Source organism: Roseomonas genomospecies 6 (assembly GCF_008365375.1).
Taxonomy (GTDB): Bacteria; Pseudomonadota; Alphaproteobacteria; order Azospirillales; family Azospirillaceae; genus Azospirillum.
This window is the reverse complement of the sequence record NZ_QOKW01000006.1, coordinates 220,499-244,282: the sequence shown is the minus strand read 5'-3', so window position 1 is coordinate 244,282 and position 23,784 is coordinate 220,499. Positions and strand designations below refer to the sequence as shown.

The 23,784-nt window shown below is 68.4% G+C and carries 28 protein-coding genes; 14 read left to right on the top strand and 14 right to left on the bottom strand.

Annotated elements, in window-relative coordinates; all coding sequences use genetic code 11:
- Positions 1 to 969 (top strand): ACT domain-containing protein, encoded by a 969-nt coding sequence (locus DS843_RS31545; protein WP_149468901.1) that lies wholly within the window; start codon positions 1 to 3, stop codon positions 967 to 969.
- A gap of 4 nt (positions 970 to 973) precedes the next feature.
- On the opposite strand, the gene DS843_RS10895 is transcribed toward DS843_RS31545, so the two are convergent.
- Positions 974 to 2,848: an AI-2E family transporter gene (locus tag DS843_RS10895; protein WP_149468900.1), complete on the bottom strand. Its 1,875-nt coding sequence runs from the start codon at positions 2,846 to 2,848 to the stop codon at positions 974 to 976.
- A 158-nt stretch (positions 2,849 to 3,006) separates the two neighbouring features.
- Between DS843_RS10895 and DS843_RS10890 the strand changes: the two genes are divergently transcribed.
- Positions 3,007 to 3,444 carry a PRC-barrel domain-containing protein gene (locus tag DS843_RS10890; RefSeq protein WP_149468899.1) on the top strand — a complete coding sequence of 146 codons (438 nt, stop codon included), beginning with the start codon at positions 3,007 to 3,009 and terminating at the stop codon, positions 3,442 to 3,444.
- A gap of 147 nt (positions 3,445 to 3,591) precedes the next feature.
- Here DS843_RS10890 and arfB read toward each other — a convergent pair whose 3' ends face one another.
- Positions 3,592 to 4,011, bottom strand: coding sequence for an alternative ribosome rescue aminoacyl-tRNA hydrolase ArfB (gene arfB, locus DS843_RS10885; protein ID WP_149468898.1), 420 nt, complete (start codon positions 4,009 to 4,011; stop codon positions 3,592 to 3,594).
- A 28-nt stretch (positions 4,012 to 4,039) separates the two neighbouring features.
- Positions 4,040 to 4,693, bottom strand: a complete 654-nt coding sequence (locus DS843_RS10880) for a DsbA family oxidoreductase (protein WP_149468897.1) — start codon at positions 4,691 to 4,693, stop codon at positions 4,040 to 4,042.
- Between the two features lie 163 nt (positions 4,694 to 4,856).
- Here DS843_RS10880 and DS843_RS10875 point away from each other — a divergent pair, with 163 nt between their 5' ends.
- A complete protein-coding gene (locus tag DS843_RS10875) occupies positions 4,857 to 5,315 on the top strand; it encodes a hypothetical protein (protein ID WP_149468896.1) in 459 nt (152 codons plus the stop codon).
- Positions 5,316 to 5,336: 21 nt separating this feature from the next.
- On the opposite strand, the gene DS843_RS10870 is transcribed toward DS843_RS10875, so the two are convergent.
- The 3 genes from DS843_RS10870 to DS843_RS10860 all read right to left on the bottom strand — a co-directional run bounded on the left by DS843_RS10870 (position 5,337) and on the right by DS843_RS10860 (position 7,167).
- Positions 5,337 to 5,726 (bottom strand): hypothetical protein, encoded by a 390-nt coding sequence (locus tag DS843_RS10870; protein WP_149468895.1) that lies wholly within the window; start codon positions 5,724 to 5,726, stop codon positions 5,337 to 5,339.
- 65 nt (positions 5,727 to 5,791) lie between these two features.
- Complete coding sequence (locus tag DS843_RS10865) at positions 5,792 to 6,067, bottom strand: hypothetical protein (protein ID WP_149468894.1); 276 nt, start codon at positions 6,065 to 6,067, stop codon at positions 5,792 to 5,794.
- 98 nt (positions 6,068 to 6,165) lie between these two features.
- Complete coding sequence (locus DS843_RS10860) at positions 6,166 to 7,167, bottom strand: extracellular catalytic domain type 1 short-chain-length polyhydroxyalkanoate depolymerase (protein WP_286192045.1); 1,002 nt, start codon at positions 7,165 to 7,167, stop codon at positions 6,166 to 6,168.
- Between the two features lie 163 nt (positions 7,168 to 7,330).
- Here DS843_RS10860 and cobU point away from each other — a divergent pair, with 163 nt between their 5' ends.
- The 4 genes from cobU to recG all read left to right on the top strand — a co-directional run bounded on the left by cobU (position 7,331) and on the right by recG (position 12,411).
- On the top strand, positions 7,331 to 7,855 hold the full coding sequence (gene cobU / locus DS843_RS10855; protein WP_149468893.1) for a bifunctional adenosylcobinamide kinase/adenosylcobinamide-phosphate guanylyltransferase: 525 nt from the start codon (positions 7,331 to 7,333) through the stop codon (positions 7,853 to 7,855).
- Positions 7,852 to 8,478 (top strand): cob(I)yrinic acid a,c-diamide adenosyltransferase, encoded by a 627-nt coding sequence (cobO, locus tag DS843_RS10850; protein WP_149468892.1) that lies wholly within the window; start codon positions 7,852 to 7,854, stop codon positions 8,476 to 8,478. The genes cobU and cobO overlap by 4 nt, the downstream gene beginning before the upstream one ends.
- Positions 8,479 to 8,481: 3 nt before the next feature.
- Positions 8,482 to 9,957, top strand: a complete 1,476-nt coding sequence (locus DS843_RS10845) for a cobyric acid synthase (protein WP_149468891.1) — start codon at positions 8,482 to 8,484, stop codon at positions 9,955 to 9,957.
- Positions 9,958 to 10,329: 372 nt separating this feature from the next.
- The gene (recG, locus tag DS843_RS10840; protein ID WP_149468890.1) at positions 10,330 to 12,411 is read left to right on the top strand and encodes an ATP-dependent DNA helicase RecG; all 2,082 of its coding nucleotides are present in this window, start codon (positions 10,330 to 10,332) and stop codon (positions 12,409 to 12,411) included.
- Positions 12,412 to 12,442: 31 nt separating this feature from the next.
- Here recG and DS843_RS10835 read toward each other — a convergent pair whose 3' ends face one another.
- From DS843_RS10835 to DS843_RS10825, 3 genes are read right to left on the bottom strand one after another with little or no spacing between them, the layout of a single operon-like run.
- The gene (locus DS843_RS10835) at positions 12,443 to 12,985 is read right to left on the bottom strand and encodes a hypothetical protein (RefSeq protein WP_149468889.1); all 543 of its coding nucleotides are present in this window, start codon (positions 12,983 to 12,985) and stop codon (positions 12,443 to 12,445) included.
- 48 nt (positions 12,986 to 13,033) lie between these two features.
- A complete protein-coding gene (locus DS843_RS10830) occupies positions 13,034 to 13,351 on the bottom strand; it encodes a hypothetical protein (protein WP_149468888.1) in 318 nt (105 codons plus the stop codon).
- 7 nt (positions 13,352 to 13,358) lie between these two features.
- Complete coding sequence (locus DS843_RS10825) at positions 13,359 to 14,084, bottom strand: DUF502 domain-containing protein (RefSeq protein WP_149468887.1); 726 nt, start codon at positions 14,082 to 14,084, stop codon at positions 13,359 to 13,361.
- 165 nt (positions 14,085 to 14,249) lie between these two features.
- On the opposite strand from DS843_RS10825, the gene DS843_RS10820 reads away from it, so the two are divergent.
- Both DS843_RS10820 and DS843_RS10815 read left to right on the top strand, forming a co-directional pair.
- Positions 14,250 to 15,299 carry a type III polyketide synthase gene (locus DS843_RS10820; protein WP_149468886.1) on the top strand — a complete coding sequence of 350 codons (1,050 nt, stop codon included), beginning with the start codon at positions 14,250 to 14,252 and terminating at the stop codon, positions 15,297 to 15,299.
- Between the two features lie 17 nt (positions 15,300 to 15,316).
- On the top strand, positions 15,317 to 15,856 hold the full coding sequence (locus DS843_RS10815) for an isoprenylcysteine carboxyl methyltransferase family protein (protein ID WP_149468885.1): 540 nt from the start codon (positions 15,317 to 15,319) through the stop codon (positions 15,854 to 15,856).
- On the opposite strand, the gene DS843_RS10810 is transcribed toward DS843_RS10815, so the two are convergent.
- Positions 15,828 to 16,241, bottom strand: coding sequence for a hypothetical protein (locus tag DS843_RS10810; RefSeq protein ID WP_149468884.1), 414 nt, complete (start codon positions 16,239 to 16,241; stop codon positions 15,828 to 15,830). The two genes, DS843_RS10815 and DS843_RS10810, sit on opposite strands and share 29 nt — an antisense overlap.
- Before the next feature lie 164 nt (positions 16,242 to 16,405).
- Between DS843_RS10810 and DS843_RS10805 the strand changes: the two genes are divergently transcribed.
- Positions 16,406 to 17,113: a Crp/Fnr family transcriptional regulator gene (locus tag DS843_RS10805; RefSeq protein WP_149468883.1), complete on the top strand. Its 708-nt coding sequence runs from the start codon at positions 16,406 to 16,408 to the stop codon at positions 17,111 to 17,113.
- Positions 17,114 to 17,137: 24 nt separating this feature from the next.
- Here the strand turns inward: DS843_RS10805 and DS843_RS10800 are convergent, their stop codons facing one another.
- Complete coding sequence (locus DS843_RS10800) at positions 17,138 to 17,554, bottom strand: response regulator (RefSeq protein WP_149468882.1); 417 nt, start codon at positions 17,552 to 17,554, stop codon at positions 17,138 to 17,140.
- Between the two features lie 273 nt (positions 17,555 to 17,827).
- Positions 17,828 to 18,562, bottom strand: a complete 735-nt coding sequence (locus tag DS843_RS10795) for a Crp/Fnr family transcriptional regulator (protein ID WP_286192044.1) — start codon at positions 18,560 to 18,562, stop codon at positions 17,828 to 17,830.
- Positions 18,563 to 18,936: 374 nt separating this feature from the next.
- Here DS843_RS10795 and DS843_RS10790 point away from each other — a divergent pair, with 374 nt between their 5' ends.
- Positions 18,937 to 19,164 (top strand): hypothetical protein, encoded by a 228-nt coding sequence (locus tag DS843_RS10790; protein WP_149468880.1) that lies wholly within the window; start codon positions 18,937 to 18,939, stop codon positions 19,162 to 19,164.
- A gap of 92 nt (positions 19,165 to 19,256) precedes the next feature.
- Here DS843_RS10790 and DS843_RS10785 read toward each other — a convergent pair whose 3' ends face one another.
- Positions 19,257 to 21,866: a glycosyltransferase family 2 protein gene (locus tag DS843_RS10785; protein ID WP_149468879.1), complete on the bottom strand. Its 2,610-nt coding sequence runs from the start codon at positions 21,864 to 21,866 to the stop codon at positions 19,257 to 19,259.
- 413 nt (positions 21,867 to 22,279) lie between these two features.
- Here DS843_RS10785 and DS843_RS10780 point away from each other — a divergent pair, with 413 nt between their 5' ends.
- The 3 genes from DS843_RS10780 (at position 22,280) to DS843_RS10770 (ending at position 23,172) form a co-directional block, all read left to right on the top strand.
- On the top strand, positions 22,280 to 22,693 hold the full coding sequence (locus tag DS843_RS10780; RefSeq protein WP_149468878.1) for an HIT domain-containing protein: 414 nt from the start codon (positions 22,280 to 22,282) through the stop codon (positions 22,691 to 22,693).
- A gap of 120 nt (positions 22,694 to 22,813) precedes the next feature.
- Positions 22,814 to 22,990, top strand: a complete 177-nt coding sequence (locus DS843_RS10775) for a CsbD family protein (RefSeq protein ID WP_149468877.1) — start codon at positions 22,814 to 22,816, stop codon at positions 22,988 to 22,990.
- On the top strand, positions 22,987 to 23,172 hold the full coding sequence (locus tag DS843_RS10770) for a hypothetical protein (RefSeq protein ID WP_475849084.1): 186 nt from the start codon (positions 22,987 to 22,989) through the stop codon (positions 23,170 to 23,172). The genes DS843_RS10775 and DS843_RS10770 overlap by 4 nt, the downstream gene beginning before the upstream one ends.
- 71 nt (positions 23,173 to 23,243) lie before the next feature.
- Here the strand turns inward: DS843_RS10770 and DS843_RS10765 are convergent, their stop codons facing one another.
- Positions 23,244 to 23,714 carry an OsmC family protein gene (locus DS843_RS10765; protein WP_149468876.1) on the bottom strand — a complete coding sequence of 157 codons (471 nt, stop codon included), beginning with the start codon at positions 23,712 to 23,714 and terminating at the stop codon, positions 23,244 to 23,246.
- Between the last annotated feature and the right edge of the window lie 70 nt (positions 23,715 to 23,784).

The window sequence follows — 23,784 nt, the reverse complement described above, 5'->3', positions numbered from 1 at the left end:
ATGAAAAAGGACAGCGGCCCCAAGGACAGGGGCCTGGCGAAAGCCCTGGCGCTCGGCGGCGACCGGCGGGCCTTCGGCAACATTCCCACGGTGGCGGAGGCGGTGGCAGCCGATCCGGCGCGCCTGCCGGAACTGGTCGCCTGCCTGTTCGACGGCGATGCCGGGGTGCGGATGCGCGCCGCCGATGCCTTGGACCGGGTGTCGCGCGGCGATCCCCGCCCACTGGACGCCTTCGCCGAACGGCTTCTGACCGATGCCGCGGCCATCGAGCAGGCGGAGGTGCGCTGGCGTCTGGCCGCGATCCTGCCGCGCCTGACCCTGACGGACGAACAGCGCGGGCGTGCCGTGGCGCTTCTGGAAGGGTGGTTCGAGAACCGGGCCAGCCGGATCGTGCAGAGCGCCGCGCTTCAGTCCATGGTCGATCTGGCGGCGGACGATCCGGAGCTTCGCCCCGTCGCGGCGGACATGCTGGGGCGGGCCATGCGCTCCGGCGTGCCGTCGCTGGCGGCGCGAGCCAAGCGCATTCTGAAGCCGTTCGAGGTGGACCGCGCCACCCTGGACGCCGCGCTGCTCCCGGAAACCAAACCGCTCACCCTGTCGGTCCTGCCGGACCGGCTGGCCGTGGCGCGGCTGGCGCCGGGGGACGGCATGCCGGCGTGGCTCGACTGGACCGACCCGTTGGTCAGCGCCACCCGCACGGGTGAGGAGCTGTCCATCCTCTGCCGCGAGTCCCGCGTTCCGGACGGGGTGAAGGCGGAACGCGGATGGCGCGCCTTCAAGGTGGAGGGGCCGCTGGACTTCTCGCTGTTCGGCGTGCTGGCGCGCATCGCCGTGCCTCTGGCCCAGGCACGGGTGCCGATCTTCGCCATGTCCACCTACGACACCGATTACGTGCTGGTGCGCGACGAGGATCTGGAGCGCGCGGCGGAGGCGCTGAAGCGCGTCTGCACGGTCGTGGCGCCCTCCTGACGGCTCACGCCTGCCGGGTTTCTTCCGTTTCCACGATGGCCAGCACGCCCAACTCCTCCAATTGCGCGACGGCGCCGGTCAGGCTGGTCGCGACGCGGTCGGCGGCGGTTTGGGCAACGGCGTGCTCCGGCGCGTCGGCTTCGGGATGGGCGCTCCACAGGCAGAGCAGGATCGGCACGCCCGGGCCGAAATGCAGGCGCAGGCGGCGCACCAGCCGGCGGGCGTGCGACAGGGCCGACGGATTCAGGTAGGACAGGACCACCGCCGACACGCCGGTCGGGGCGAGGGCGGCGAGGGAGCGGACCGAGACCATCTCGCAGGCGATCACGTCGGCGCGCAGGCCGCGCGGGCGCAGCAGGTGGGCGAGAAGCGCCGCGGCGGCCTCATCCAGGTCGTTGCGGGCGCCGACGCACAGGACCAGCGGCGTATCCGCGGCGAGGGGCGGGGAGGCTTCCACCATCTCGTCCAGAAGCGCCGTCATGCCCTCGGCCACCGCCTGCCGCCCTTCGGGATTCAGACGGTTCCGCTGCCGGTCCTGCTCGGCCAGCGACAGGGCGGGCAACAGAAGGCCGTGCCCAACCTCCACAAGGCCGCCGCCGTTCATCTTCTCCTCGGCGATCTCCATGGCCTCGATGGGATCGCGGGCGAGCAGGCGCTGGTACAGCTTGGCCTCGTCCGGCAGCACCGGCCGGTCGCCCAGCATCACTTCCAGGAAATGAAGCTGTGGCACATGCCGCCCCAGCACCACGAGGCAGACGGTCAGCGGGGTCGCCAGCAGCAGCCCGACCGGCCCCCAGAGCGTGGTCCAGAACACCGCCGCGACGATGATCGCCAGCGACGACAGCCCGGTGGCGGAGCCGTAGAGCCAGGGCTCCACCACATTGTTGGAAAACAGCTCCACCCCGACGAACAGGGCGACGCAGAGAAGCGGCAGCGTCCAGCCGGTGTCCACCGCAAAGGACAGCATGATCGGAAAGGCCGCCGCGATCACCGGTCCCAGGAAGGGAATGAAGCGCAGAACCGTCGCCAGCAGGCCCCACAGCAGCGGGTTCGGCACCCCCAGAAGCCAAAGCCCCACCCCGATGGGTAGCCCGTAGGTGACGTTCACCACGCACTGCATCAGCAGATAGCGGCTGACCCGCTCACCCGCGTCGTTCATGGCCTCCGTCGTGCGGCTGAGGTCGCCGGACCCCGCCAGCCGGATCAGCCGGTCGCGCAGGTCCTCCCGTTGCAGCAGCATGAAGATGGTGAAGACCAGCACCATGCCCGCCGTGGCGATGGGGGCCATCGCCGGGCCCAGGACGTCGCGGATGATCGTCAGCGCGTCGGAGCCGGATTGCTCGATCCGCACGGGCACCGGCTCCCGCGCGGCGCCGGGGGCGGGGAGGGTGTTGGCCGGGGCCGTCGTGGCGGGCGGGGTGTCTCCGGTGACCTGCTCCAGCCCCTGCTTCAGGTCGCGGAACGCTTCGGTCGCCTGCTGGACCACCCCGCCGCCGCCCGCCGAAGCGGCGCTGGAGCGCAGCGAATCCAGCTTGGCGTGGAGGTTCCGCTGATAACTGGGCAGGTTGTCCGCCAGATCGGCGATCTGCCCGCCGACCACCGTGCCGAAGCCGGCGATGCCCGCGAAGACCAGCACCACCACCGCCAGCACCGACGGCACCCGGCCCAGCCTCAAACGCTCCAGCCGGCTGACGATGGGCGCCAGGACGAAGGTCAGCAACACCGCCAGGGCGATGGGGACCAGGATGCTGCTTCCCAGATACAGCGTCGCCACCACCAGCGCGATGACCAGCAGGGTCGTCTGGGTCGAGGCGGGCGGGGCGGCCTTCGGCACCGGAATAGGGCGGGCCTGCAACCGGCGGGCGGTGTCTTCGGCCATGATCTGCGGAGCCTCGGGGGACAGTGGAGACAGTCCAGAACACGGGCGGACGCGGCGCGTTCCGGTGGCGCCGAGCGCAATTTGCCTGCGGTGCCGTGACGATTGCGGTCTACGGCCTGTTTAAACCCGCGTGGATAACTCGTCTGAAGGAGGGGGCTATGCGTAAGGTTGCGGTTCCGGTCCTGGCGGTCGCGCTCCTGGCCCTTGGGGGCTGTGCCGAAACGTCGAGCTGGTTCGGGGGAGGCGAGCAGGCGTCCCGCCCGATGTCGGAACAATCGCTCCAGACCGCCTCGCGGATCGAACCGCAGGCCATGCTGGGCAAGTCCGTCGTCGCCTATGATGGACAGAAGGTGGGGCAGGTGGAGGACGTGCTGTTCAACCGCAACAACCGCCCGAGCCAGCTCGTGGTCTCCACCGGCGGCATCATGGGCATCGGCGGGCACAACGTGGCGCTGGACATCGACAACGTCCGCTACAACCAGCAGCAGGACGCCATCGTGGCGACGCAGCTTACCAAGGATCAGTTCGCCAACCTGCCGGAATTCCAGTATGGCGGCAACATGATCTCCCTGAACCGTCAGAAGACGTCGCAGTAACGGAATCGGCAGTTACCAACGTCGCAGTTGCCAACGTCAATGTGAGGGCCGTCAGCATCGCCTCTGGCCGACGCGGAGGCGATGTTGCGGTCTTTGCCAATTCCAACGTGGGTATAGGGTGAAGCGCATAAAGGGCGGGGGTTTCAGTCAATCACTCACCGGACCCCGGCGGCCCTGCTTGATTTCCGACCGCTTCGCCTTTCCCTCCAGCCGCCGCTGCTGGGAGCCATAGGTCGGCTTGGTCTTGCGGCGGGGCTTGGGCGGGACCGAGGCGTCCCGGATCAGGTCGATCAGCCGTTCCCGCACGTCCTCGCGGTTGCGGAGCTGGCTCCGGTAGCTGTCGCCGACGAGGATCAGCACGCCCGCCGCCGTCATGCGGGAACCGGCCAGCCGGACCAGCCGGGCCTTCACGTCATCCGGGATGTTCGTCGACGCCGCCACGTCGAACCGCAACTGCACCGCGCTGTCCGTCTTGTTGACGTGCTGGCCGCCGGGGCCGGAGGCGCGGATAAAGCTCTCCTCAAGCTCGCTTTCGTCCAGGCTGATGCGGGGGGTTACGCGGATCATGGGCGGAGGTCCGGACGGTCCAGGGCCATCAGTCGGCCGCCGCCGTCACGCCTTCCTGCTCCTCCACCGCAAGGTCGAGAAGCGGGAGGAAGCTGGCCGGTTCCTGAGCGCCGGAAAGCGCGTAGCGCCGGTTGAAGACGTAGCAGGGCACCGCCTGCAGGCCGAGTTGCCGCGCCGTGGCGTCGGCGTTGAAGACCGCCGTGGTTTCCGCGTCGCCGGACAGCAGGCTCTTGATCTCCGCGAAGTCGAAGCCCAGCCCGGCGGCGGTCGCGGCCAGCGTGTCGCGGTCGCCGATGTCCAGCCCATCCACGAAATAGGCGTGGAACAGCGCGTCGGCCATACGGTCGCCCAGCCCATGGCGGGAGGCGATGCGGATCAGCCGGTGCCCGTCGAAGCTGTTCGGCGTGCGGCGGACGCGGTCCAGGCGCAGCGGCAGGCCATCGCGCTCCGCCGTTTCCTGCACCACCAGATGGATCTGGCGCGCCCGCTCCGCTCCGCCGAACTTGGCCGCCAGATAGGCGCTGCGCTCCATCCCGCCCGGCGCCATGTCCGGGTTGAGCTGGAAAGGCTGCCAGCGCAGCTCCACCTGCACCCTCGGCCGGTCGGCCAGAGCACGGGCGAGACGCCGCTTTCCGATGTAGCACCAGGGGCAGATCAGGTCGGCGTAGGTTTCGATCAGCATAGGGCCACTATCGCCCTTCCCGCCCCGCCGTGCAACCGCCCAGCCCGTGGGGCGTCCTGCCGCGTTTGGAGGCCCGCTTTTGCAACCCTTTGTTAACCCTTGCCGCCCGAGAGTCGCGAGGTTCCGCGGATCGGGGTCCGCGGCGGTCGGAGGCTTGCGGGCGATGGCGAATTCCTATGTGGACGGCAAGGTGCGCGACGCGCTGGTGGCGGCCAAGGGAAGCCGGGCCACCGCGCAGAAGCTGCTGATGGCCTGGGCGGTCGAGGACCCCCAGCTTCTCCTGGGCATCGCACAGCCCTTCCTGAAGGCGATCGCGGCGGCGGCGGTGGAGCGGGGCGCCCGCCCGTCGGCCTCCGGCCGTGCCGCACCGGCGGGGCCGGGGCGGTCCCGTGCCGCCGCGGACTCGGCGCTGAGCAAGGAGGCGCTGGCCGACGTGCTGAGCCGCCTGGGCCGCGATCCCGGAGAGGACGCCCCGGCGCCGCGCGCCCGCGCCGCTTCGCCCGGTGCGATGAAATCCGCCACCATGACGGTTCCCGCAGGCGCGGGCGGTCAGGGCGGCGGCACCCATGAGAAGGCGATGATGACCCTCGCCAAGGCCTTCGTGGCAAAGAAGATGCGCTGACGGGCGGATTCTCCGCAGGGATTATTCCGCCGCCGTCATCATCCGCTCGATCCAGCCCGGCTGCCGTGGTTCCGGCTTCAGGTCCGGCGGCGGGCTGGCGAGCGCGGTGTGGCCGTTCTTGTGGGGGTCGGGAATGTGGTGGCAGTCCACGTCCGCCAGCGTGCGGTAGCAGTAGAGGCGGGACCGGTCGACATAGACCTTTTCCGGACAATAGTGGCCGGTTTCGGAGAAGGTGATGGTGGAGCAGTCGCGCCCCGTCGCCGCGGAAACCAGATGGTCGCCGAGCGTCTTCTTGGTGCTGGTGACGGAGGCCAGGTCGGCGCCCACGCTTGCCACCATCATCGGTCCGCTGCAGGCGCCCAGCGGGAGGGCCGCCAGCGCGAGCGCCGTGATTGCCTGAGCGAGCCTCATGATCAAATCCACCCCACGCCGTGTTCGAGTCCGATTCCAGGCACCCCCCGTTAACAAGCGATGAATCAGCGCATCAGCGTGCAGATTCTCGACCGGCATTGCACCAGCACGAAGGTTTCCTTCTCCTCCGTGCAGGCCACCTTGAACACGGTCTGGCCGGACCGGCCCGGCGCGTAGCTCATCACCTCCACCTTGCCGGGCGTGCAGTTGCCCAGCGACTTGGCGGCCTCCTTCGCCTCGGCCTGCCCGGCGGAGACGTTGGCGGCCTGCGCCGGGGGCGATGCCGACAGGCACAGGGCGACGGCGCAGAGGATTGCCGAGGGGAGGGCGGTGGAGCGCATGGCCGGATCGGTGCGTTGGTGGTTGCGGGCGGGGTTGTGAGGCGGGGATTATGGCAGCGGCGGCCCGGAATCGGCTGTGCAAAAGTGCCGCCGCAGCCTCAGGCGATTCCGGCCGGTGCCGGGTGCCGGTGGGACAGGAAGAAGCGCAGCATTTCCCGCGCGGCATCTGGTCCCAGAGGGTCGGTGTAGGTGCCCTCCGGGCTTCCGCCGGACCAGGCGTGGCCGCCGCCATGGACGGTCCATTGCTCGCACAGCGTCTTCCCGTCATGGTCCTTGTGGACGGTGCGGGTGTAGCCGCGTCCGCCGGGCGCCTGTCCCTCCTCGGTTTCCACCGCCGTCTCCCCCGCGGCGGCGAGGACCTGGGCCGTCACATGGTCGCCGTTGCGCGGGTGCACGACCTTGTCCGCGTCGCCGTGGAAGACGATGGCCGGGACGACCGGCGCCCCTGCCGCCGGGCGCTGGCCGGGGGACGAGCCGCTCTTCATCGCCATCAGGGCGGACGGCACGCCGCTGGCCGAGCCGTAGGGCAGGCCGGAATGCACGCCCACCGCGGCGAACAGGTCCGGATAGGCGGTCGCCATCACCATCGCGGCGGACCCGCCCGCCGAGATCCCGGCGACGTAGACGCGCCGCGGGTCGGCCTCCTGCTCCGCCACGACCCGCCGCGCGGCCCCGGCAATCAGCGACGGTTCCCCCCGGTCGCGGCGCTGGTGGTCTGGGCTGAACCAGTTCCAGCACTTCTTGTCGTTCGCCGCGGGCGTTTGCTCCGGGTAGAGCACGAGGCAGCCGGCCTCCTCCGCCAGCCGGTTCATGCGGGTCCCGGCGGCGAAATCCTCCGGCGACTGGGTGCAGCCGTGCAGCATGACCAGGAGGGGGTGGGGTCCTTCCACAGCGCGTTGCGGCACGAACAGCCGGTAGGCGAGCGAGCCGGAGCCGTTGGCGAAGGTTCCGGAGGCCATCGGCTCCACTGTCGGCGCAGGCTTCTCCGGGATTGGGGGCGGCGCGGAGGCCGGTGCCTTCCGGAAAAGCTTTCCGGCGATGCGGCGGAGGAACGCGATGGCCTTGTCCAGGGCCGGGCGGGGCCGGGGGCTGTCGGTCACGGGCGGCGGCTCCGGGGTCGTTGGGAAGAGAGGATGCGGGCGGATGGTAAGGGACGGGGATGGGAGAGGACAACCGTGGTGGTCGCGTTGGGCAAGGTGGTTTGCGCCACGGCGCCATCTGCGCTAACCATCCGGTTCCGCAAGCAAGGGTGTCCCGACCGTCATGAGCACCGACATCACCCTGGTCCTGGGTGGCGCCCGCTCCGGCAAGAGCCGGTACGCCGAGGGGCTGGTGACCGCTTCGCCCGGCCCAAGGGTCTACATCGCCACGGCCCGGATCTGGGACGCCGAGATGGCCGACCGCGTCGCCCGTCACAAGGAGGACCGCGGCCCCGGCTGGACCACGGTGGAGGAACCGTTGGACCTGTCCGGCGCGCTGCGCCGCCACGCCGCGACAGGGACGGGCGTTCTGGTCGATTGCCTGACGCTGTGGCTGTCCAATCTGATGATGGCGGAGGCCGACGTGGCCGCCCGCTCCGCCGACCTGCTGGCCGCCCTGGCCGGGGTGGAGGGGCGGGTGGTGCTGGTGTCCAACGAAGTCGGCCTGGGCATCGTGCCGGACAACGCGCTGGCCCGGCGCTTCCGCGACCACGCCGGGCGGCTGCATCAGGATATCGCCGCCGTCGCGAACCGGGTGGCTTTCGTCGCCGCCGGGCTGCCGCTGCTGCTGAAAGGGGAAAAGCCATGACCGAAGACGCCGACCGGAACGATGCCGACCAGAATGCCCGCCACGCCGAGAAGATGAAGCGGCGCAAGGCGCTGCGCGACCGCGTGATGGCCAGCAAGACGCAGGAGAAGGGCCTGCTGATGGTCAACACGGGCAACGGCAAGGGCAAGTCCACCGCCGCCTTCGGCCTGATCCTGCGCGCCGCCGGGCATGGGATGCGGGTGGGCGTCGTCCAGTTCGTCAAGGGTGCCTGGTCCACCGGCGAGACGGTGGCGCTGGAGCGCTTCGACGACCTCGTGGATTTCCACACGATGGGCGAGGGCTTCACCTGGGAGACCCAGGACCGCGAGCGCGACATCGCCGCCGCCAAGGCCGCCTGGACCAAGGCGCAGGAATTGATGGCCGATCCGAAATACGGCCTCGTCGTGCTGGACGAGCTGAACATCGTCCTGCGCATGGGCTACCTGCCGGTCGAGGAGGTGCTTCCCGTGCTGACCGGGCGGCGGGAGGGGCTGCATGTGCTGGTCACCGGCCGCACCGCGAAGCCGGAGCTGATCGAGGCCGCCGACCTCGTGACCGAGATGACGCTCGTCAAGCACCCCTTCCAGGCGGGCATCAAGGCCCAGCCGGGCATCGAGTTCTGAGCCATGGCCGGAGCGAAGGCGCCGCGCGCGATCATGTTCCAGGGCACCGGCTCCGACGTGGGCAAGTCGCTTCTGGTGGCCGGGGTCTGCCGGGCGCTGGTGCGGCGCGGGCTGTCCGTGCGGCCCTTCAAGCCGCAGAACATGTCCAACAACGCCGCCGTCACCGCCGACGGCGGGGAGATCGGGCGCGCCCAGGCGCTCCAGGCGCGGGCCTGCGGTGTGGCGCCGTCGGTCCACATGAACCCGGTGCTGCTGAAGCCGCAGTCGGACGTCGGTTCGCAGGTCGTGGTGCGCGGCGTCGTGGCGGGAACGGCGCGGGCCGGCGACTACCAGTCGCGCAAGGGGCAGCTTCTCCCCACCGTGCTCGACAGCTTCGAGCGGCTGAAGGCCGAAGCCGATGTGGTGGTGGTGGAAGGGGCGGGCAGCCCGGCGGAGGTCAATCTGCGGGCCGGCGACATCGCCAACATGGGCTTCGCCACCGCGGCGGGCGTGCCGGTGGTTCTGGTGGGCGACATCGACCGCGGCGGGGTGATCGCCAGCCTCGTCGGCACCCACGCCCTGCTGCCGCCGGAGGAACGGGCTCTGGTGGCGGGTTTCCTCATCAACAAGTTCCGCGGCGACGTGCGGCTGTTCGACGGCGGCCTTTCGGTCATTGCGGAGCGGACGGGCTGGCGCGGATTCGGCGTGGTGCCCTGGCTGGCCGATGCGTCGTTGCTGCCGGCGGAGGACGCGGTGGCGCTGGACACCTGGAAGGCGCGCTCCGGGGGGCGGCTGCGCGTCGCCGTGCCGATGCTGTCGCGCATCGCCAACTTCGACGATTTCGACCCGCTGGCCCAGGAGCCGGACGTGGCCCTGTCCATGGTGCCGCGCGGCCAGCCGCTGCCGTGCGACGCCGATCTGGTCATCCTGCCGGGCACCAAGGCGACCATCGCCGATCTGGCCGTGCTGCGCGCCCAGGGCTGGGACGTCGATCTGGCCGCCCATCGGCGGCGCGGCGGACGGGTGCTGGGCATCTGCGGCGGCTACCAGATGCTGGGCCGCCGCATCGCCGACCCGGACGGCATCGAGGGGCCGCCGGGCGAGGCCGAAGGGCTCGGCCTGCTGGACGTGGAAACCGTGCTCAAGGGGCCGAAGGTGCTGGAGGTGGCGACCGGGACGGATGCCGTCACCGGGGCCGCCGTCGCCGGCTATGAGATGCACATGGGCCGCACCGAGGGGCCGGACCGCGCCCGTCCGATGCTGACCCTGGCGGACGGACGACGGACGGACGGGGCGCTGTCCGCCGACGGGCGGGTGATGGGCTGCTATCTTCACGGCCTGTTCGGGGCGGACGGATTCCGCGCCGCCTTCCTGAAGGGGCTGGGGGCCGAGGCGTCCGGCGAATCCTACGCCGCCACGGTCGAACAGGCGCTGGACCGCATCGCCAGCCGGCTGGAGGAGCATGTGGACATCGACGCCCTGCTGGCCGCGGCGCGGTGAAGGGCAGGGCGGCGCTTCATGACGCCGATTTCATGATCCCGCAACGCTGGGGTCAGGCGGGGGGCGCTAGATATAGGGTCATTGACGACGTTTGATTACTGGCGAGTCATCCACCGGCGGTTCCCGCCGCCGGCCACACACGATCCGGAATGTTCCCGCATACCCCCGGATCGTTTCTTGCGGCGGTGTGCAAAGGGTTTTTGCCTTGGTTCGGCGTCCCCCGCCCAGGCTTCCCCCCAAGCCCTTGCACACCGCCGTCTTCTTTTCCCCATCGCATCCACCTCCGGAACCGCCACGCTTGACGTGGAGCCCCCTCGGCGGGCTTGAATGGGTGCCACAGGCCCTGCTTCCCTCTGCCGAGACTCCATTCCCGTGCGTCCCGTCGTTCTCTTCCCCCTGTTCCGTCCGGTCACGGCGCTCCCCGGCCTCGGTCCCCGGCTGGGCAAGCTCGTCGAAAAGCTGGCCGGTCCGCAGGTCGTGGATTTGCTGTGGCACCTGCCGTCCGGTGTCATCGACCGCCGCTACGCGCCGAAGATCGCCGAGGCGCCGAACGGTCGGATCGCCACCATGACGGTGCGCATCGATTCGCACGCCGCCCCGCTCAACTCCCGCCATCCCTACAAGGTCCGCTGCACCGACGAGACGGGCGTGCTGGAACTGATCTACTTCCATGTGAAGGGCGACTGGCTGGAGCGGCAGATGCCCGTCGGCAAAACGGTGGTGGTGTCCGGCAAGGTGGAATGGTTCCACGACACGCCGCAGATCACCCACCCCGACGCCGTGGTTCCGCTGGAATCGAAGGACGAGATCGAGGCGGTGGAGCCGGTCTATCCTATGACCGCCGGGCTTCCGGCCAAGACGCTGCGCAAGGCCGTGCGCGCCATGCTGAACGACGTGCCGGAGCTTCCCGAATGGCAGGACGCCGCGTGGCGCGCCCGCAACGGCTGGCCGACGTGGCACGAATCGATCCGCCGTGCCCACACGCCGGAGGACGAGGCCGACCTCGCCCCGACCAATCCGATCCGCCGAAGGCTGGCCTATGACGAGCTTCTGTCGAACCAGCTCGCCCTGACGCTGGTCCGCATGCAGCAGCGCCGCCTGTCGGGCCGGGTCATTCAGGGGGACGGGCGGCTGCGCGCCAAGGTGGCCGCGGCGCTGCCCTTCGCCCTGACCAGCTCCCAGGCCACCTCGCTGGAGGAAATCTACGAGGACATGGCGGCGGAGCGGCGGATGCTGCGCCTGCTCCAGGGCGACGTCGGCAGCGGCAAGACGGTGGTCGCGCTGATGGCGATGCTAAATGCGGTGGAGGCCGGTCATCAGGCCGCCCTGATGGCGCCCACCGAGATCCTGGCCCGCCAGCACGCCGAGAGCCTCGCCCCGCTGTGCAAGGCGGCGGGGGTGGACCTCGGCCTGCTGACCGGGCGCGACAAGGGCAAGGCACGGCAGGCGGTGCTGGACCGGCTGGCCTCGGGCGAACTGCCGCTTCTGGTCGGCACCCACGCGCTGTTCCAGGAGGATGTCGCCTTCAAGGACCTCGCCCTGGCGGTGATCGACGAGCAGCACCGCTTCGGCGTCCACCAGCGGCTCCAGCTCTCCGCCAAAGGGCGCGCGGTGGACGTGCTGGTCATGACGGCGACGCCGATCCCGCGCACGCTGACCCTGACCGCCTACGGCGACATGGACGTGTCGCGCCTGACCGAGAAGCCGGCGGGACGCAAGCCGATCCAGACCGTGACCATCGCGCTCGACCGGCTGGAGGAGGTGGTCCACGGCATCCACCGCAAGGTGCAGGAGGGCGCGCGGGTCTATTGGGTCTGCCCGCTGGTGGACGAATCGGAACAGACCGACCTCGCCGCCGCGACGGAGCGCCACGCCTTCCTGCGGGCGACCTTCGGCGACCGGGTGGGGCTGGTGCACGGCAAGATGCGCGGGCCGGACAAGGACGCGGTGATGGCCGCCTTCCAGGCCGGGAACCTGGATGTCCTGGTCGCCACCACGGTCATCGAGGTCGGCGTGAACGTGCCCGAGGCCACCGTCATGGTGATCGAGCACGCCGAGCGCTTCGGCCTCGCCCAGCTTCATCAGCTTCGCGGCCGGGTGGGGCGCGGCGAGAAGCCGTCCTCCTGCCTGCTGATGTTCGATCCGCAATTGACCGAGACGGCGCGCGCCCGTCTGAAGACGATGCGCGACACCGAGGACGGCTTCGTCATCGCGGAGGAGGATTTGCGGCTGCGCGGCGCGGGCGAGGTGCTGGGCACCCGCCAATCGGGCCTGCCGGAGTTCCGCATGGCCGATCTGGCGGTGCACGGCGACCTGCTCGCCGCCGCCCGCGACGACGCGAAGCTGATCGTGGACCGCGATCCTGACCTGGCCGGCGAGCGCGGTCAGGCGTTGCGGACTCTGCTGTATCTGTTCGAGCGCGATGCCGCGGCGAAGACGTTGCGGTCGGGGTGATGGCGGTCGGGCTTGAGGGTTGCCTCGCTGCTCAGCGCGACAGCCGGAAACCGCGAAGCGGAAAGCGGCGACGGACGTGGGCATGCCAGAAGAATTTCATGGCAATAAGCCCCGATTCCTGCCGCACGGAAGCGATGGTGAAGGCGTAGAATTCCGACAGATCGAGAATCGGCCCGTCCATCGGCTTCTTGATAACGAGGGAGACGTTGGCCGCTGCCACCGCGAAGGCGAAGAAGCCATTGACCCAGATGCGTATCGTCTCAGGAGCAATGTCGTCGTTGGTAACGTCGGGGGCTTCGATGGGACAAGAGGCCATGATGGCGGCCGCCACGGCCCACATCACGCAAACTTCGGCTCCGAACCGCAATGCCATTTCGCGCGTGAGCGTTGAACCCAGGCGCCTGAACTCGTCTTCTGCGTCCAGGAGATTGCCGTGATCGAGGCGCGGATGCGAATGAAGGTAGATCCCAACGTCTTTCAGAGCGCCGTAAATATTCTGGTTGCTCTCTTGAAAGACGCGCGCGGCCATGTCCGAAAAAGACACGGTGGGCTGCGGCTCTGTTAACCAGAGCATCGTTTTTATATCTCGATCAGCAAGGGTGAATGGACGCCAGTAGGACGCTTATCGTTTCATGGCAAGAGGAGCGCTTCTGGCAGCCGATCCTATGGCCTTGGCGTTCCGAGCGCCATGCCTTTCCGTGAACGCGATGGAAGCGGCGAAATTCATCTCCAGCCCTTTGTCCGTTATGCGATACTGCGGTCCTATGTGGGACATCAGCCAGAAACGGATGCGGGCGAACAAACCCTGCCCAACACGGCTTTGCGTGACGATGCCGGTTTCAATCGCATCTGTGGTCATGGGGATATTCCTCGCTTCCTGATCAAAATATCGCTCCAGAGCCGCGAAAGTCAAATTCGCAATTCGCCGCAGGCTGGTCATAGAACCTTCAGGCCCGCTTCCGCTCCTCCACCACCGCGCTCTTCACCTCGCGGGGCTTGCGGTCGGGCGAGGTGACGATTCCGCCGGACATCACCAGCTTCAGCCCGTCCTCAACCGTCATGTCCAGAACGGTCACCTCCCGCCGGGGCAGGATCGCCAGATAGCCGGCGGTCGGCGGGGCGCAGGGGATGAAGACGTGCACCATCTCGTCTTCGGATATCTTCTGCACCTCCGGGTGGGCGGCGCCGGTGATGAAGCCCAGCGACCACATGCCGTGGCGGGGGAACTCGACAAGCACCACCTCGCGGAAGGCCTTGGACTTCTTGGCGAGCACCGTCTCCACGATCTGCTTCACCGCCCCGTAGACGGAGCGGACGACCGGCATGCGCTCCACCACGCCTTCGCCGATGCGCACCACCAGCCGCCCGACATAGCCGGCGGCGAAGGCCCCGATCAGGGTCAGCACGATGATCAGCGTCAGCACCCCGATGCCCGGGATGGAGAAGGGCAGGTAGTTCTCCGGGTTGTAGGCGGAGGGGATCAGCGGGCGCACATGCCCGTCGATGAAGGCCAGCAGCCACCATCCCAGATAGACCGTCACCGCGATCGGAGCGGTCACCAGCACGCCCGCCAGGAAATAGGCGCGCAACCGTCCCATCAGGCCGATGCCGGCGGGCCGGTGGGACGCGGTCTCGTCCACCGCGCTCTGGCCGCCTTGTTCGTTCCGATCCACCGTGCCACCCCCGAATGTCCGACGCCAGACATAGTGATACAGGAAACCGCCCCGGCTCAATCCACATCCTGTTTCGGATGGCGGGAAAGCGCCGGTCCGGCGCAACCGAAGGAACTCCCTCCGGAGGACTGGTCCACCGCCCATGGGCGCATCACTTCGCTGAGGATGACCCAGACCCCCCGCATCCTCTCGCTCGCCACGGCCCTACCGCCCCATCGCCTGGACCAGGACGAGGTCCTGTCCGTCGCGCGGGCCGTCTTCGCGCCGCGGATGCGCGACTTCGACCGGCTGGTGCCGGTCTTCGCCAACACCGGCATCGAGACGCGCCACGCCGTGATGCCCATCGGCTGGTACATGGAACCCCGCGGCTGGCCGGAGCGCACCGCCGCCTTCCGCGAAGGCGCACTGACCCTGCTGGAGGAGGCGGCGTCCCAGGCGCTGGCCCGCGCCGGTCTGGCGCCGCGGGATGTGGACGCCATCGTCTGCGCCTCCACCACCGGCATCGCCACACCCAGCCTGGAGGCGCTGCTGCTGGAGCGCATGGGCTTCCGGCCCGACACGGTGCGGTTGCCGCTGTTCGGGCTGGGCTGCGCCGGCGGCGTGCTGGGGCTGACCCGCGCCGGGCAGATCGCCCAGGCCATGGCGGGGCGGACGGTGCTGTTCCTGGTGGTGGAACTCTGCACGCTGGCCTTCCGCTCGGCGGAGGCGACACCGACCAACGTCGTCGCCAGCGCCCTGTTCGCGGACGGCGCCGCCGCGGCGGTTCTGCGCGCCGACGAAGAGGGGGAGGGGCCGCGCCTCGTGGACGGGGCGGAGCACACCTGGCCGGGGACGCAGGACGTGATGGGCTGGCGTGTGGAGGACGACGGCCTCGGCGTGATCTTCAGCCAGAGCATCCCGGCGCTGATCCGCAGCCGCCTGGAACCGGTGCTGAACGCGTTCCTGGAACGGCGTCGGATGGCGCGCGGCGATCTGGCCGGGCTGATCTGCCACCCCGGCGGCGCCAAGGTCCTGCACGCGCTGGAGGAGGTCTGCGCGCCGGTCTCCGCGGGGTTGGACGACGCCTGGGCGGTGCTGCGCCGCTGCGGCAACATGTCGGCGGCCAGCGTGATGTTCGTGCTGGAGCGGCGGATCGCCTCGGGGGTCCGCGGCCCGCATCTGATGAGCGCGCTCGGCCCCGGCTTCACCGCCGCGATGGCCCAGATCGACCTTTAAGAAGAGGAGCCTGCGGAATGGAGGCGCTGCCGCTGGGCTGGCCCCACCTCATCCTGCTGCTGGTCGTGGGCCAGCGTCTGGGCGAACTGCTTCTGGCCCGGCGCAACACGAGCCGCCTGCTGGCGGAGGGTGCGCAGGAGGTCGGAGCCGCCCATTACCCGCTGTTCGTCGGGCTGCACGCCGGCTGGCTGGCCCTGCTCTTCGCGGTCGTGCCGGCGGACGCGCCGGTCAACGGCTGGCTGCTGGCGCTGTTCGTTCTGTTGCAGGCCGGGCGGGTCTGGGTCATCGCCACGCTGGGGCGGTTCTGGACCACCCGAATCGTCACGCTGCCCGGCGCCCCGCTGGTGCGGCGGGGGCCGTTCCGCTGGGTCCGACACCCCAATTACCTCGTGGTGGCGGGCGAGTTGGCCGTATTGCCGTTGGTCTTCGGGGAATGGTGGATCGCGGTGCTGGCCACGCTGCTGAACGTGCCGCTGACCCTGCACCGCATCCGCGTTGAGGACGGCGCGCTGTCCGGACGGCGGGCGCTCAGGTCAGCAGGAAGCACAGCATCGTGACGCAGCCGGCGATGGCGGCACCGTCCAGATGATTGGGGAAGGCGTGCCAGAAGGACTCGCGGGTCTCCGGCTCCGAACGGTCCATCTCGTCCAGCCACAGGCCGGCGGGCAGGCCACCGTTGGCGCGCTCCGCCAGGGCGCCGGACAAATGGGCCATGGACACCGCCAGATAGCAGAACTTGACGAAGTTCAGGACGAAGTACATCGGCCCGCCGGCTTCCGCGATGGGGTCGGTCACGCCGCCCATCGCCGCCACGGCGGTCGCCATGGCGATGGCCGCCGCGAAGGGAATGGCGACGACCGACAGCAGGCGCTGGGTGTCCACGCGGCCGGCGTAGGGGATCAGGCTGCGGGGAACGGGGCCGGAGGGCAGTTGGAACGACATGGCTCTCTCAATTCCGGTGTGCGCGTTCCGTCCGTTCTGCCGCTTTCAGGGTTAACGGGACGTTAGCGATACCCGTCGGAGGGAGGTGGTTCCACCTTTGCGCAGGTCCCGCTATGCTGCCGGCCTTGGGGGCGCAGGCCACCGACAGGAGGGAAGGAGACGCCGTGCCCGCCGACTTCGGAGCGTCCCGGCTGGATGGGATCACGCTGCTGAGTCCGCTGACCGCGGAGGAGCGCGCCGCCGTGGCGCGCCGGTGCCGCTGGCGCCGCTTCCACGCGAATGAGCAGATCATCGGCCATCAGGGGGATTCGCGGGACGTCGTGCTGGTGGTGGAAGGGCGCGTGCGGGTGCTGAGCCATTCCCCGGCGGGCCGCGAAATCAGTTTCGACGACATCGAGGCGGGGGGCTTCCTGGGCGAAATGGCGGCCATCGACGGGTTGCCCCGCTCGGCCTCCGCGGTTGCGCTGGAGGACGGAACGCTGATCGCCTTCCTGGCGCCTCAGCCTTTCCAGGACTTGGTGTCGGGGCACCCGGCGCTCGCCATGACGGTGATGAAACGGCTTTGCCGGGTCGTGCGGATCGCCACCGACCGCGTGATGGAGCTGTCCACTCTGGGCGCCAACAACCGGGTCCACGCCGAATTGCTGCGGCTCGCCAAGCGGGGGCGGATGGAGGGCGGCGCGGCGGTGATCGCGCCGATCCCCGTCCACGCCGACATCGCCAGCCGGGTCAGCACCGCCCGCGAGACGGTCGCCCGCGTCCTGAACGATCTCGCCCGCGATGGGTTGGTGGAGCGGCGGCCCGACGCGCTGGTCGTCCACGATCTGCAACGGCTGGAAGCGCTGGTGGAGGATGTACGGACCGGCGCGTGAGGGTGCAACGCCCGAGGGGGCGAATCAGGCGGTCCGACCCAGAACGGTCAGGATCATCGCGCGGAGCGAGTCGGGGTCGTAGGGCTTGGGCAGGGAATGCCAGCCCGCGGCGCGGATGTCGGTCTGGGTTGGGACGGACTCGTCCCCGGTGGTGATGATGACCGGAACGGAGGCGCCAAGTTCCTCCAGCACCTTCCGCACCAAGTCCGGCGCCTTGCCATGCCGGCCGAGGTGATAGTCGGCGACCAGGATGTCGGGGCGCAGCGTCCCGCTGTTCAGTGCGTCCAGAAGGGCCGCCGGGGTCGATCCGCTGACCAGCAGCATGCCCCAATCCTCGAACAGGGTTTCCATGCACAGGCACAGCACCATGTCGTCCTCCAGGAGGGCGACGGTCAGTGTGCCGGAGTTTGCGGTTCGGCCGGCGAGGGGGGCATCGGTCATGCGTCTGGCATATCCAAAGTACAGCGGGGGCCGCAGAAATGTGCCGATGAGCAGCGGAGCGGCGATGCCGACCGCACATGTCCCATCGGCCTGCCAAGGTCTGGAAAGCAGCCGTTTCCCGAGGGGGGCCGCCGTCCGTTCGAAACTCCACCCACTCGATTATCTGTGTAGGCAATTTGAATTCTATCTCGAACCTGCGGTCACCGCACTGTCATAGGTTAATCGGATGGGGATATCGGGAAGACCTCGCCGTTCCGGATTCCCAGTGCCGGATCAGTCGCCCGCGCGCTTGCGGTCGGGCTTGGCATCCAGAGCGTGCTCCAACTGCTTGGGCGCCTGGATCAGGTGCAGATACAACTCGTCGAACTGGCCGACGGAGGCGAGCTGCTTCACGTCGTGCACGGTGATCTGCTGGCCCGCCAGATCGATCAGGCCGATGTCGCGCAGCCGGCGGAGCGTCCGGTTGATGTGCACGATGCTGAGCCCCAGCGCATCGGCCAGGATCTCCTGGGTGACGGGCAGCGTGAAGCGCCCCTCCTCGACCAGCCCGACGATGCTGAGACGCCGCAGCAACTCGACGATCAGGTGGGCCGTGCGCTCCAGCGCGGTGCGCCGCCCGACGCTGAGCAGGCGCTCGGCGATGATCGCCTCCTCCTTGGCGCCGGACCAGGCGAGGGCCGCGGCCAGACGGGGGAAGAGCTTGAACAGCTCGATGATGCGCTCGGGCTGGAAATTCGCGACCTCCGCGGGGGTCAGCGTGGTGACGCCATGGTCCGCCGTCTCGAACAGGTTGCAGTAGAAGCCGATGATGTCGCCGGGCAGAACGAAGTTGACCACCTGCCGCCGACCGTCGGGAAGCGCCTTGTGACGGATCGCCCAGCCCTTGCGCATCACACGGACGCAACCGTAGCGCTCGCCCTGCTGGAGAAGATCGGACCGCGAGCCGTGGCGGGTAACATTACGCTCCAAATCGGCAAGGAACGTCCTCTCCTCGCTTGTGAGGCTCATGTAACTGTTGATCTTGCGCCCCAATGGAGATGACGGCATGTTGGCCTGGGCGCGGTTCATTTCTGTTCCAGCCTTTGATCGTCCGGTAGTTATCGCCTCGAAGCGCGTGCCTCGGCCAGCCCGATTCCGGGCGGCCTCGAACGATTAAGCCAAACGATAAAACCATCTATAACATAGGTTAATGGGGGTAGGATTTTCTCGACCGGGCAGGTGAGGGATCATATACAAAACTGTTGGTCGCATTGGCCGTAGGTGGTTCTGAACGGTCCGCGGCGGGCGTTGGGCCGCGATGGGAACCGGAGAGTGCGGGGGGCGGTATGGCGGCGGAGCGGGATGCAGCGGGTCTGGCTGCCCTCTCGATTTGTGAATCCCTTATGCTTGCCTTGGTGGAGCGTGGTGTGTTGCGGATCGAGGAAGCGCAGGCCGCGCTGGAGGATGCCGCCGCCGCCCACCAGAATCGCGACGGCAAGGGACAGGACCCGAACCTGCACCGGCTGGCGATGCAGATCGTCGAGCGGTTGATGATCCAGGTGAACGCCGTCCATCCGCCGACCGAGAATATGGGTGCCGGGCACAGGGCGGAGCGCAACTCTCAGGACTGACCGAGCCAAACGGGTGCCGACGGTATGAAACGAAAAAAGCCCCGCCATCGCGGCGGGGCTTCTTGTGTTCATCCTTCGGTACGGACAGGCAATCAATCCGCCCCGGCCCCGGCGGCTTCCGTGGGCTCCGGGCGCTGCTTGCCCAGCCCGATGTTCGGGAAGGCGTTGATCAACGCCGTGATGAAGGCCGACAGGTAGGGCAGCGACTGCACCACCAGAAGGCCCGACCACATGAAGGCGTCCCGGTTCTCGTGGCCGAACACCAGCACGATGGCCAGAGCGGCCCCCCACAGGCCGAGCAGCAGGGCGATCTCCTCCCGCGCCATCAGGAAGGCCTGCATCAGCGCCGGCTGGTTCTCGCACTTCGGCGTGCGGACGAAGGGCCGCCCGGAGGTGAACATGCCCAGCCACATGGCGCGGCCTACCGTGTGGGTCAGGGCCATGCCGGCGATGGCCGCACCCACCTTGTCCCAGAAGCCGCACTTCACCCGCGCCTCGTACAGCCAGAGCGAGGCGCCGACCTTGAAGGCGAAGACGCTGAGCGTCGGGATCATGAAGACACTGGGCGGGAACTCGAAGTATTTCGGGAAGGCCAGCAGCCCCAGCGACCAGATGATGCCGGCGATGCCGAAGATCATGTGGGCGGCGTCGGCGAACCAGGGCAGCCAACCGGTGATGAAGTGGTACTTCTGCCCGGCGGTCAGGCGCGGGCCGCCCGGCAGCAGGTCGCGCCAGTGGTGCTTGAGGATCTGCACGGCGCCGTAGGCCCAGCGGAAACGCTGCGTCTTGTAGGCGGAGAAGCTGTCGGGGACGAGGCCCTTGCCGTAGCTTTCCGGCATGTAGACGGCCTCGTACTTGTGCTCGAACAGGCGCAGGCCGAGGTCCGCGTCCTCGGTGATGCACCACTCGCCCCAGCGCCCGACCTCTTCCAGGGCGGACTTGCGGATGATGGTCATCGTGCCGTGCTGGATGATCGCGTTGCGCTCGTTGCGCTGGATCATGCCGATGTGGAAGAAGCCGGCATATTCCCAGTTGATCATCCGCTGGAACAGGTCGTGGCTCCAGTCCCGGTAGTCCTGCGGGGACTGGACGAAGCCGACCTCGGGCCGGTCGAAGTGCGGGATGGTCGCCTTCAGCCAGTCGGGATGGACCTGATAGTCGCTGTCGATGACGGCGATGTGCTGGGCGTCCGGCGCCGTCTGGGCGAGGCCGAAATTCAGGGCGCCGGCCTTGAAGCCCGGCCAGTTGTCCAGGTGGAAGAAGCGGAACTTCGGCCCCAGCTTGCGGCAATACTCCTCGACCGGGCGCCAGACCGCCGGGTCCTTGGTGTTGTTGTCGAGAAGCAGGACCTCGTAGTTCGGGTAGTCCAGCCGGGCCAGCGCGTCCAGCGTCTCCATGACCATGTGCGGCGGCTCGTTGTAGCAGGGCACATGGATGGAGACCTTCGGCGCGTTGGGCAGCGGCGCGGCCGAACAGGGCTGGAACTTGCGCTTGAAGCGGTCCTGCCACACGACCTCCGTCAGCTCCAGCCCGTCGATCAGCATGACGGCGAGCAGGACGAGCTGGCAGAACACCAGAATGCCCCAGGCGATTTCGGTGGTGGTGGCGAGGCCGGCGACGCTGGCCGCGGTGAAGGTGAAGACCAGCACCGACGCCACGGCCTGGATCATCGCGCCGTAGAAGATCTGCCCGCCGAACTTCAGGTCGCCGCCGCGGCGCCACAGGAAGAAGACGAGCGGCAGGAAGCCCACGGCGATGGAGATGCCGCACAGCAGCGGCCAGTTCCGCAGCTCCGTCACCTCGCCGATCATCGGGAACTTCGGCTTGCGCCAGGCATCCCACAGACCCCAGCTCGTGCCGGCGGTGCCCTCGATCTCCCGCTTCCAGGGCTGGTCGAAGGCTTCCATGATGAAGTAGTCGAGCTTGTTCTGCGCCGCGACGTTCAGGAAGGTGCGGATGAACTTGGCCTGGTTGACCTGGCTCGCCTCGGCGCCGCGGCGCCACGGGCCGTCCGCCGGCCAGCCGATTTCCGAGATCAGGATGTGCTTGTTCGGGAACTTGGTCTTCAGCTCGTTGTAGCGGAACATGGCGTAATCGACCGACTGGTCGGCGGGCACGCCTTCCCAGTAGGGCAGCAGGTGGACGGCCAGGAAGTCCACCGCGTCGGCCAGTTCCGGATGCTCCAGCCAGACGTGCCACGGCTCCGCGGTGGAGACCGGCACGTTGACCTTCTTCTTCACGCGCTTGATGTACTCGATGGCCTGCGGGACGGTGATGTCGGCGCGCAGGATGGCCTCGTTGCCGACCAGGACGCGGCGGACGTTGCTGTTGTCGCGCGCCAGCTTGATCAGGCCGTTGATCTCCGGCTCGTCGATCTCGGGCTTTCCGGCGATCCAGGCGCCCGCTGTGATCGGAATCCCGTATTTGCGGGCGATGGGCGCCGTCTGCTCCGACCCGTCGGTGGTGGAGTAGATGCGCACGCCCTTGACCGACCCCTCCAGGGCCTTCATGTCCTTCTCGATGTCTTCCGCCGAGGCCTTGTCGCCCTTGGACGGGCTCTTGTCCGGGTGGAAGGGCGTATAGCCGACGCCGCTGATGGCGCCGCCCCAGGAGCGCTCGGCGACCGGGCGGTTCCACAGCGCCCAGACTCCGATGTTGCCCAGGATCACAAGAACGAGAGCCGCGATCGCCGACTTGCGCATGACCGTCTTTCTTTGTCCCAACTGTCTGCCGGCCGTCCTGGCTCTGTCCGCCCCGGCCGGGCATCCTTCAATTCCGTGAACGCTCCGGCCCGGATCGGCACGCAGGGGAACCCGCCGCCCCGACACCGCCTTCGGACCGAACACCCGTACCAACCACCTTGGATTCTGGATCAGTCTCTATTCCGTCGTGCGATCCGCGTTCGCCGTAAGAACCAGCGCCCCCGACCGGAGCATCGCCGGACCGAATAAAGATCGTCGCGCAGTTTATACATTTTTCCCAGTCCCGCAACCATGCGCATGGCCGCAGCCCTGCACGGGTGGCAATCCCCACTGGACGAACGCATCGGATGGGCGCTTTCTTCCCGGTACGCCGAAAGAAAACCGCACCAGCCGAAGGGAAGACACGGGAGGCCATGACGATGTTCCACCTGCACGACCGTTTGGAGGCCGATACGGTCCCCGTCGCCCACCTTCCGCTGTGCCGGGTCCTGTTGATGGACAACCGGGTGTGGCCCTGGCTGATCCTGGTTCCCGCCCAACCCGGTCTGACGGAGATCCACCAGCTTTCCCCCGAGGACCGGCACCGCCTGATCGATGAAACCGCCCTGGCGTCGCGCGTGCTGGAGGGTCTCTTCGCTCCGGACAAGATCAACGTCGGGGCGTTGGGCAATCTGGTTCCGCAATTGCACATCCATGTCGTCGCCCGTTCCCGGACGGACCCGGCCTGGCCGGGACCGGTCTGGGGCTCGGGCTTCGCGGAACGCTACGGCCCGGAGGAGCGGGACAGCCTGACCCGAAGGATTGGAGAGGCGTTGAGTCGGAAGTGAGGTCCGGCGGAACCGGTCGGGACGCGCACCGCTCCCTTTTCAGTCAAGCGCGGGCGCGACGTTTGTGGTCTGTCCCTGTTTAGGGTGGCTGAATCAGTCACTCAATGAGGGAGAGAAACCATGAACTCCGACCGCATCACCGGCGCCGGCAAGGAACTGAAGGGCGAAGTCAAGAAGCAGGCCGGCGACCTGACCGGCGATCAGGACATGAAGAACGAAGGCCGCGCCGACAAGGCCGAAGGCAAGCTGGACAAGGTCGTCGGCAAGGTGAAGGACGTCCTTCGGGGCAACAAGTGATGGAACCGGAGGAGCGGGGGCATCGCAAGGACGATGCCCCGTCCGACGCCGCCCAGCGGATCGAGGACAAGCTCGTCGAGGAAACCGGCCGGGCGTCGGGCGATCCCGACAAGCCCGTTCAGGAGAAATTCGACGAATTGGGTGAGAAGCCCGACATCAAGAAGAAGGGCTTGCGGGAGTAAGGAGCCTTGCTTTGGGGGAGGGGCCTTGCGTTGGGCCCCCACCCGCCGATAGGCTGGCGCCGCCGGGACACTCAGAAGACGATCCGCGACTCGACGCGCACCGGGAAGTTCACCGAATTGGCGATGAAGCACTTCTCGTGCGCCTCATGGTGCAGGGCCTCGGCCTTCGCAGTGTCGCTGCCGGGAGCCAGCGTGACCCGGGGGCGCAGGACGACTTCAGTGAAGCGTCCGCCGCCGCTGGAGTCCTCCGCCATGGTGCCGGATGCGGAGTCGCTGTAGGCGGTCACGGTGACGCCGTTCGTGGCGCACAGATGCAGATACCACAGCATGTGGCAGGCCGAGAGCGAAGCCACGAGCATGTCTTCGGGGTTGTAGCGGGCGGAATCGCCGCGGAAGGCCGGGTCGGAGGAGCCGGGAATCGGCGGCTTGCCGGCCACGGCGATCTCGTGGTCGCGGCTGTAGGTCTTGTAGCCCGAGGTTCCGGTGCCCTGGTTCCCCGTCCAGATGACCGTCGTGCCGTACTGGTGTTCGCGTCCCGACATGACCCCTCCGCATGCTTTTCCCAAAGGGTAACCGCGAATGCCGGTCCTGAAAAGAAAACGGGAGAGCCGA

Bases quoted from the DNA above. Each gene is read 5' to 3' on its own strand.
- DS843_RS31545 (WP_149468901.1), top strand. From the start codon at position 1: ATGAAAAAGGACAGCGGCCCCAAGGACAGGGGCCTGGCGAAAGCCCTG.
- DS843_RS10895 (WP_149468900.1), bottom strand. From the start codon at position 2,848: ATGGCCGAAGACACCGCCCGCCGGTTGCAGGCCCGCCCTATTCCGGTG.
- DS843_RS10890 (WP_149468899.1), top strand. From the start codon at position 3,007: ATGCGTAAGGTTGCGGTTCCGGTCCTGGCGGTCGCGCTCCTGGCCCTT.
- arfB (WP_149468898.1), bottom strand. From the start codon at position 4,011: ATGATCCGCGTAACCCCCCGCATCAGCCTGGACGAAAGCGAGCTTGAG.
- DS843_RS10880 (WP_149468897.1), bottom strand. From the start codon at position 4,693: ATGCTGATCGAAACCTACGCCGACCTGATCTGCCCCTGGTGCTACATC.
- DS843_RS10875 (WP_149468896.1), top strand. From the start codon at position 4,857: ATGGCGAATTCCTATGTGGACGGCAAGGTGCGCGACGCGCTGGTGGCG.
- DS843_RS10870 (WP_149468895.1), bottom strand. From the start codon at position 5,726: ATGAGGCTCGCTCAGGCAATCACGGCGCTCGCGCTGGCGGCCCTCCCG.
- DS843_RS10865 (WP_149468894.1), bottom strand. From the start codon at position 6,067: ATGCGCTCCACCGCCCTCCCCTCGGCAATCCTCTGCGCCGTCGCCCTG.
- cobU (WP_149468893.1), top strand. From the start codon at position 7,331: ATGAGCACCGACATCACCCTGGTCCTGGGTGGCGCCCGCTCCGGCAAG.
- cobO (WP_149468892.1), top strand. From the start codon at position 7,852: ATGACCGAAGACGCCGACCGGAACGATGCCGACCAGAATGCCCGCCAC.
- DS843_RS10845 (WP_149468891.1), top strand. From the start codon at position 8,482: ATGGCCGGAGCGAAGGCGCCGCGCGCGATCATGTTCCAGGGCACCGGC.
- DS843_RS10835 (WP_149468889.1), bottom strand. From the start codon at position 12,985: ATGCTCTGGTTAACAGAGCCGCAGCCCACCGTGTCTTTTTCGGACATG.
- DS843_RS10830 (WP_149468888.1), bottom strand. From the start codon at position 13,351: ATGACCAGCCTGCGGCGAATTGCGAATTTGACTTTCGCGGCTCTGGAG.
- DS843_RS10820 (WP_149468886.1), top strand. From the start codon at position 14,250: ATGACCCAGACCCCCCGCATCCTCTCGCTCGCCACGGCCCTACCGCCC.
- DS843_RS10815 (WP_149468885.1), top strand. From the start codon at position 15,317: ATGGAGGCGCTGCCGCTGGGCTGGCCCCACCTCATCCTGCTGCTGGTC.
- DS843_RS10810 (WP_149468884.1), bottom strand. From the start codon at position 16,241: ATGTCGTTCCAACTGCCCTCCGGCCCCGTTCCCCGCAGCCTGATCCCC.
- DS843_RS10800 (WP_149468882.1), bottom strand. From the start codon at position 17,554: ATGACCGATGCCCCCCTCGCCGGCCGAACCGCAAACTCCGGCACACTG.
- DS843_RS10795 (WP_286192044.1), bottom strand. From the start codon at position 18,562: ATGAGCCTCACAAGCGAGGAGAGGACGTTCCTTGCCGATTTGGAGCGT.
- DS843_RS10790 (WP_149468880.1), top strand. From the start codon at position 18,937: ATGCTTGCCTTGGTGGAGCGTGGTGTGTTGCGGATCGAGGAAGCGCAG.
- DS843_RS10785 (WP_149468879.1), bottom strand. From the start codon at position 21,866: ATGCGCAAGTCGGCGATCGCGGCTCTCGTTCTTGTGATCCTGGGCAAC.
- DS843_RS10780 (WP_149468878.1), top strand. From the start codon at position 22,280: ATGACGATGTTCCACCTGCACGACCGTTTGGAGGCCGATACGGTCCCC.
- DS843_RS10775 (WP_149468877.1), top strand. From the start codon at position 22,814: ATGAACTCCGACCGCATCACCGGCGCCGGCAAGGAACTGAAGGGCGAA.
- DS843_RS10765 (WP_149468876.1), bottom strand. From the start codon at position 23,714: ATGTCGGGACGCGAACACCAGTACGGCACGACGGTCATCTGGACGGGG.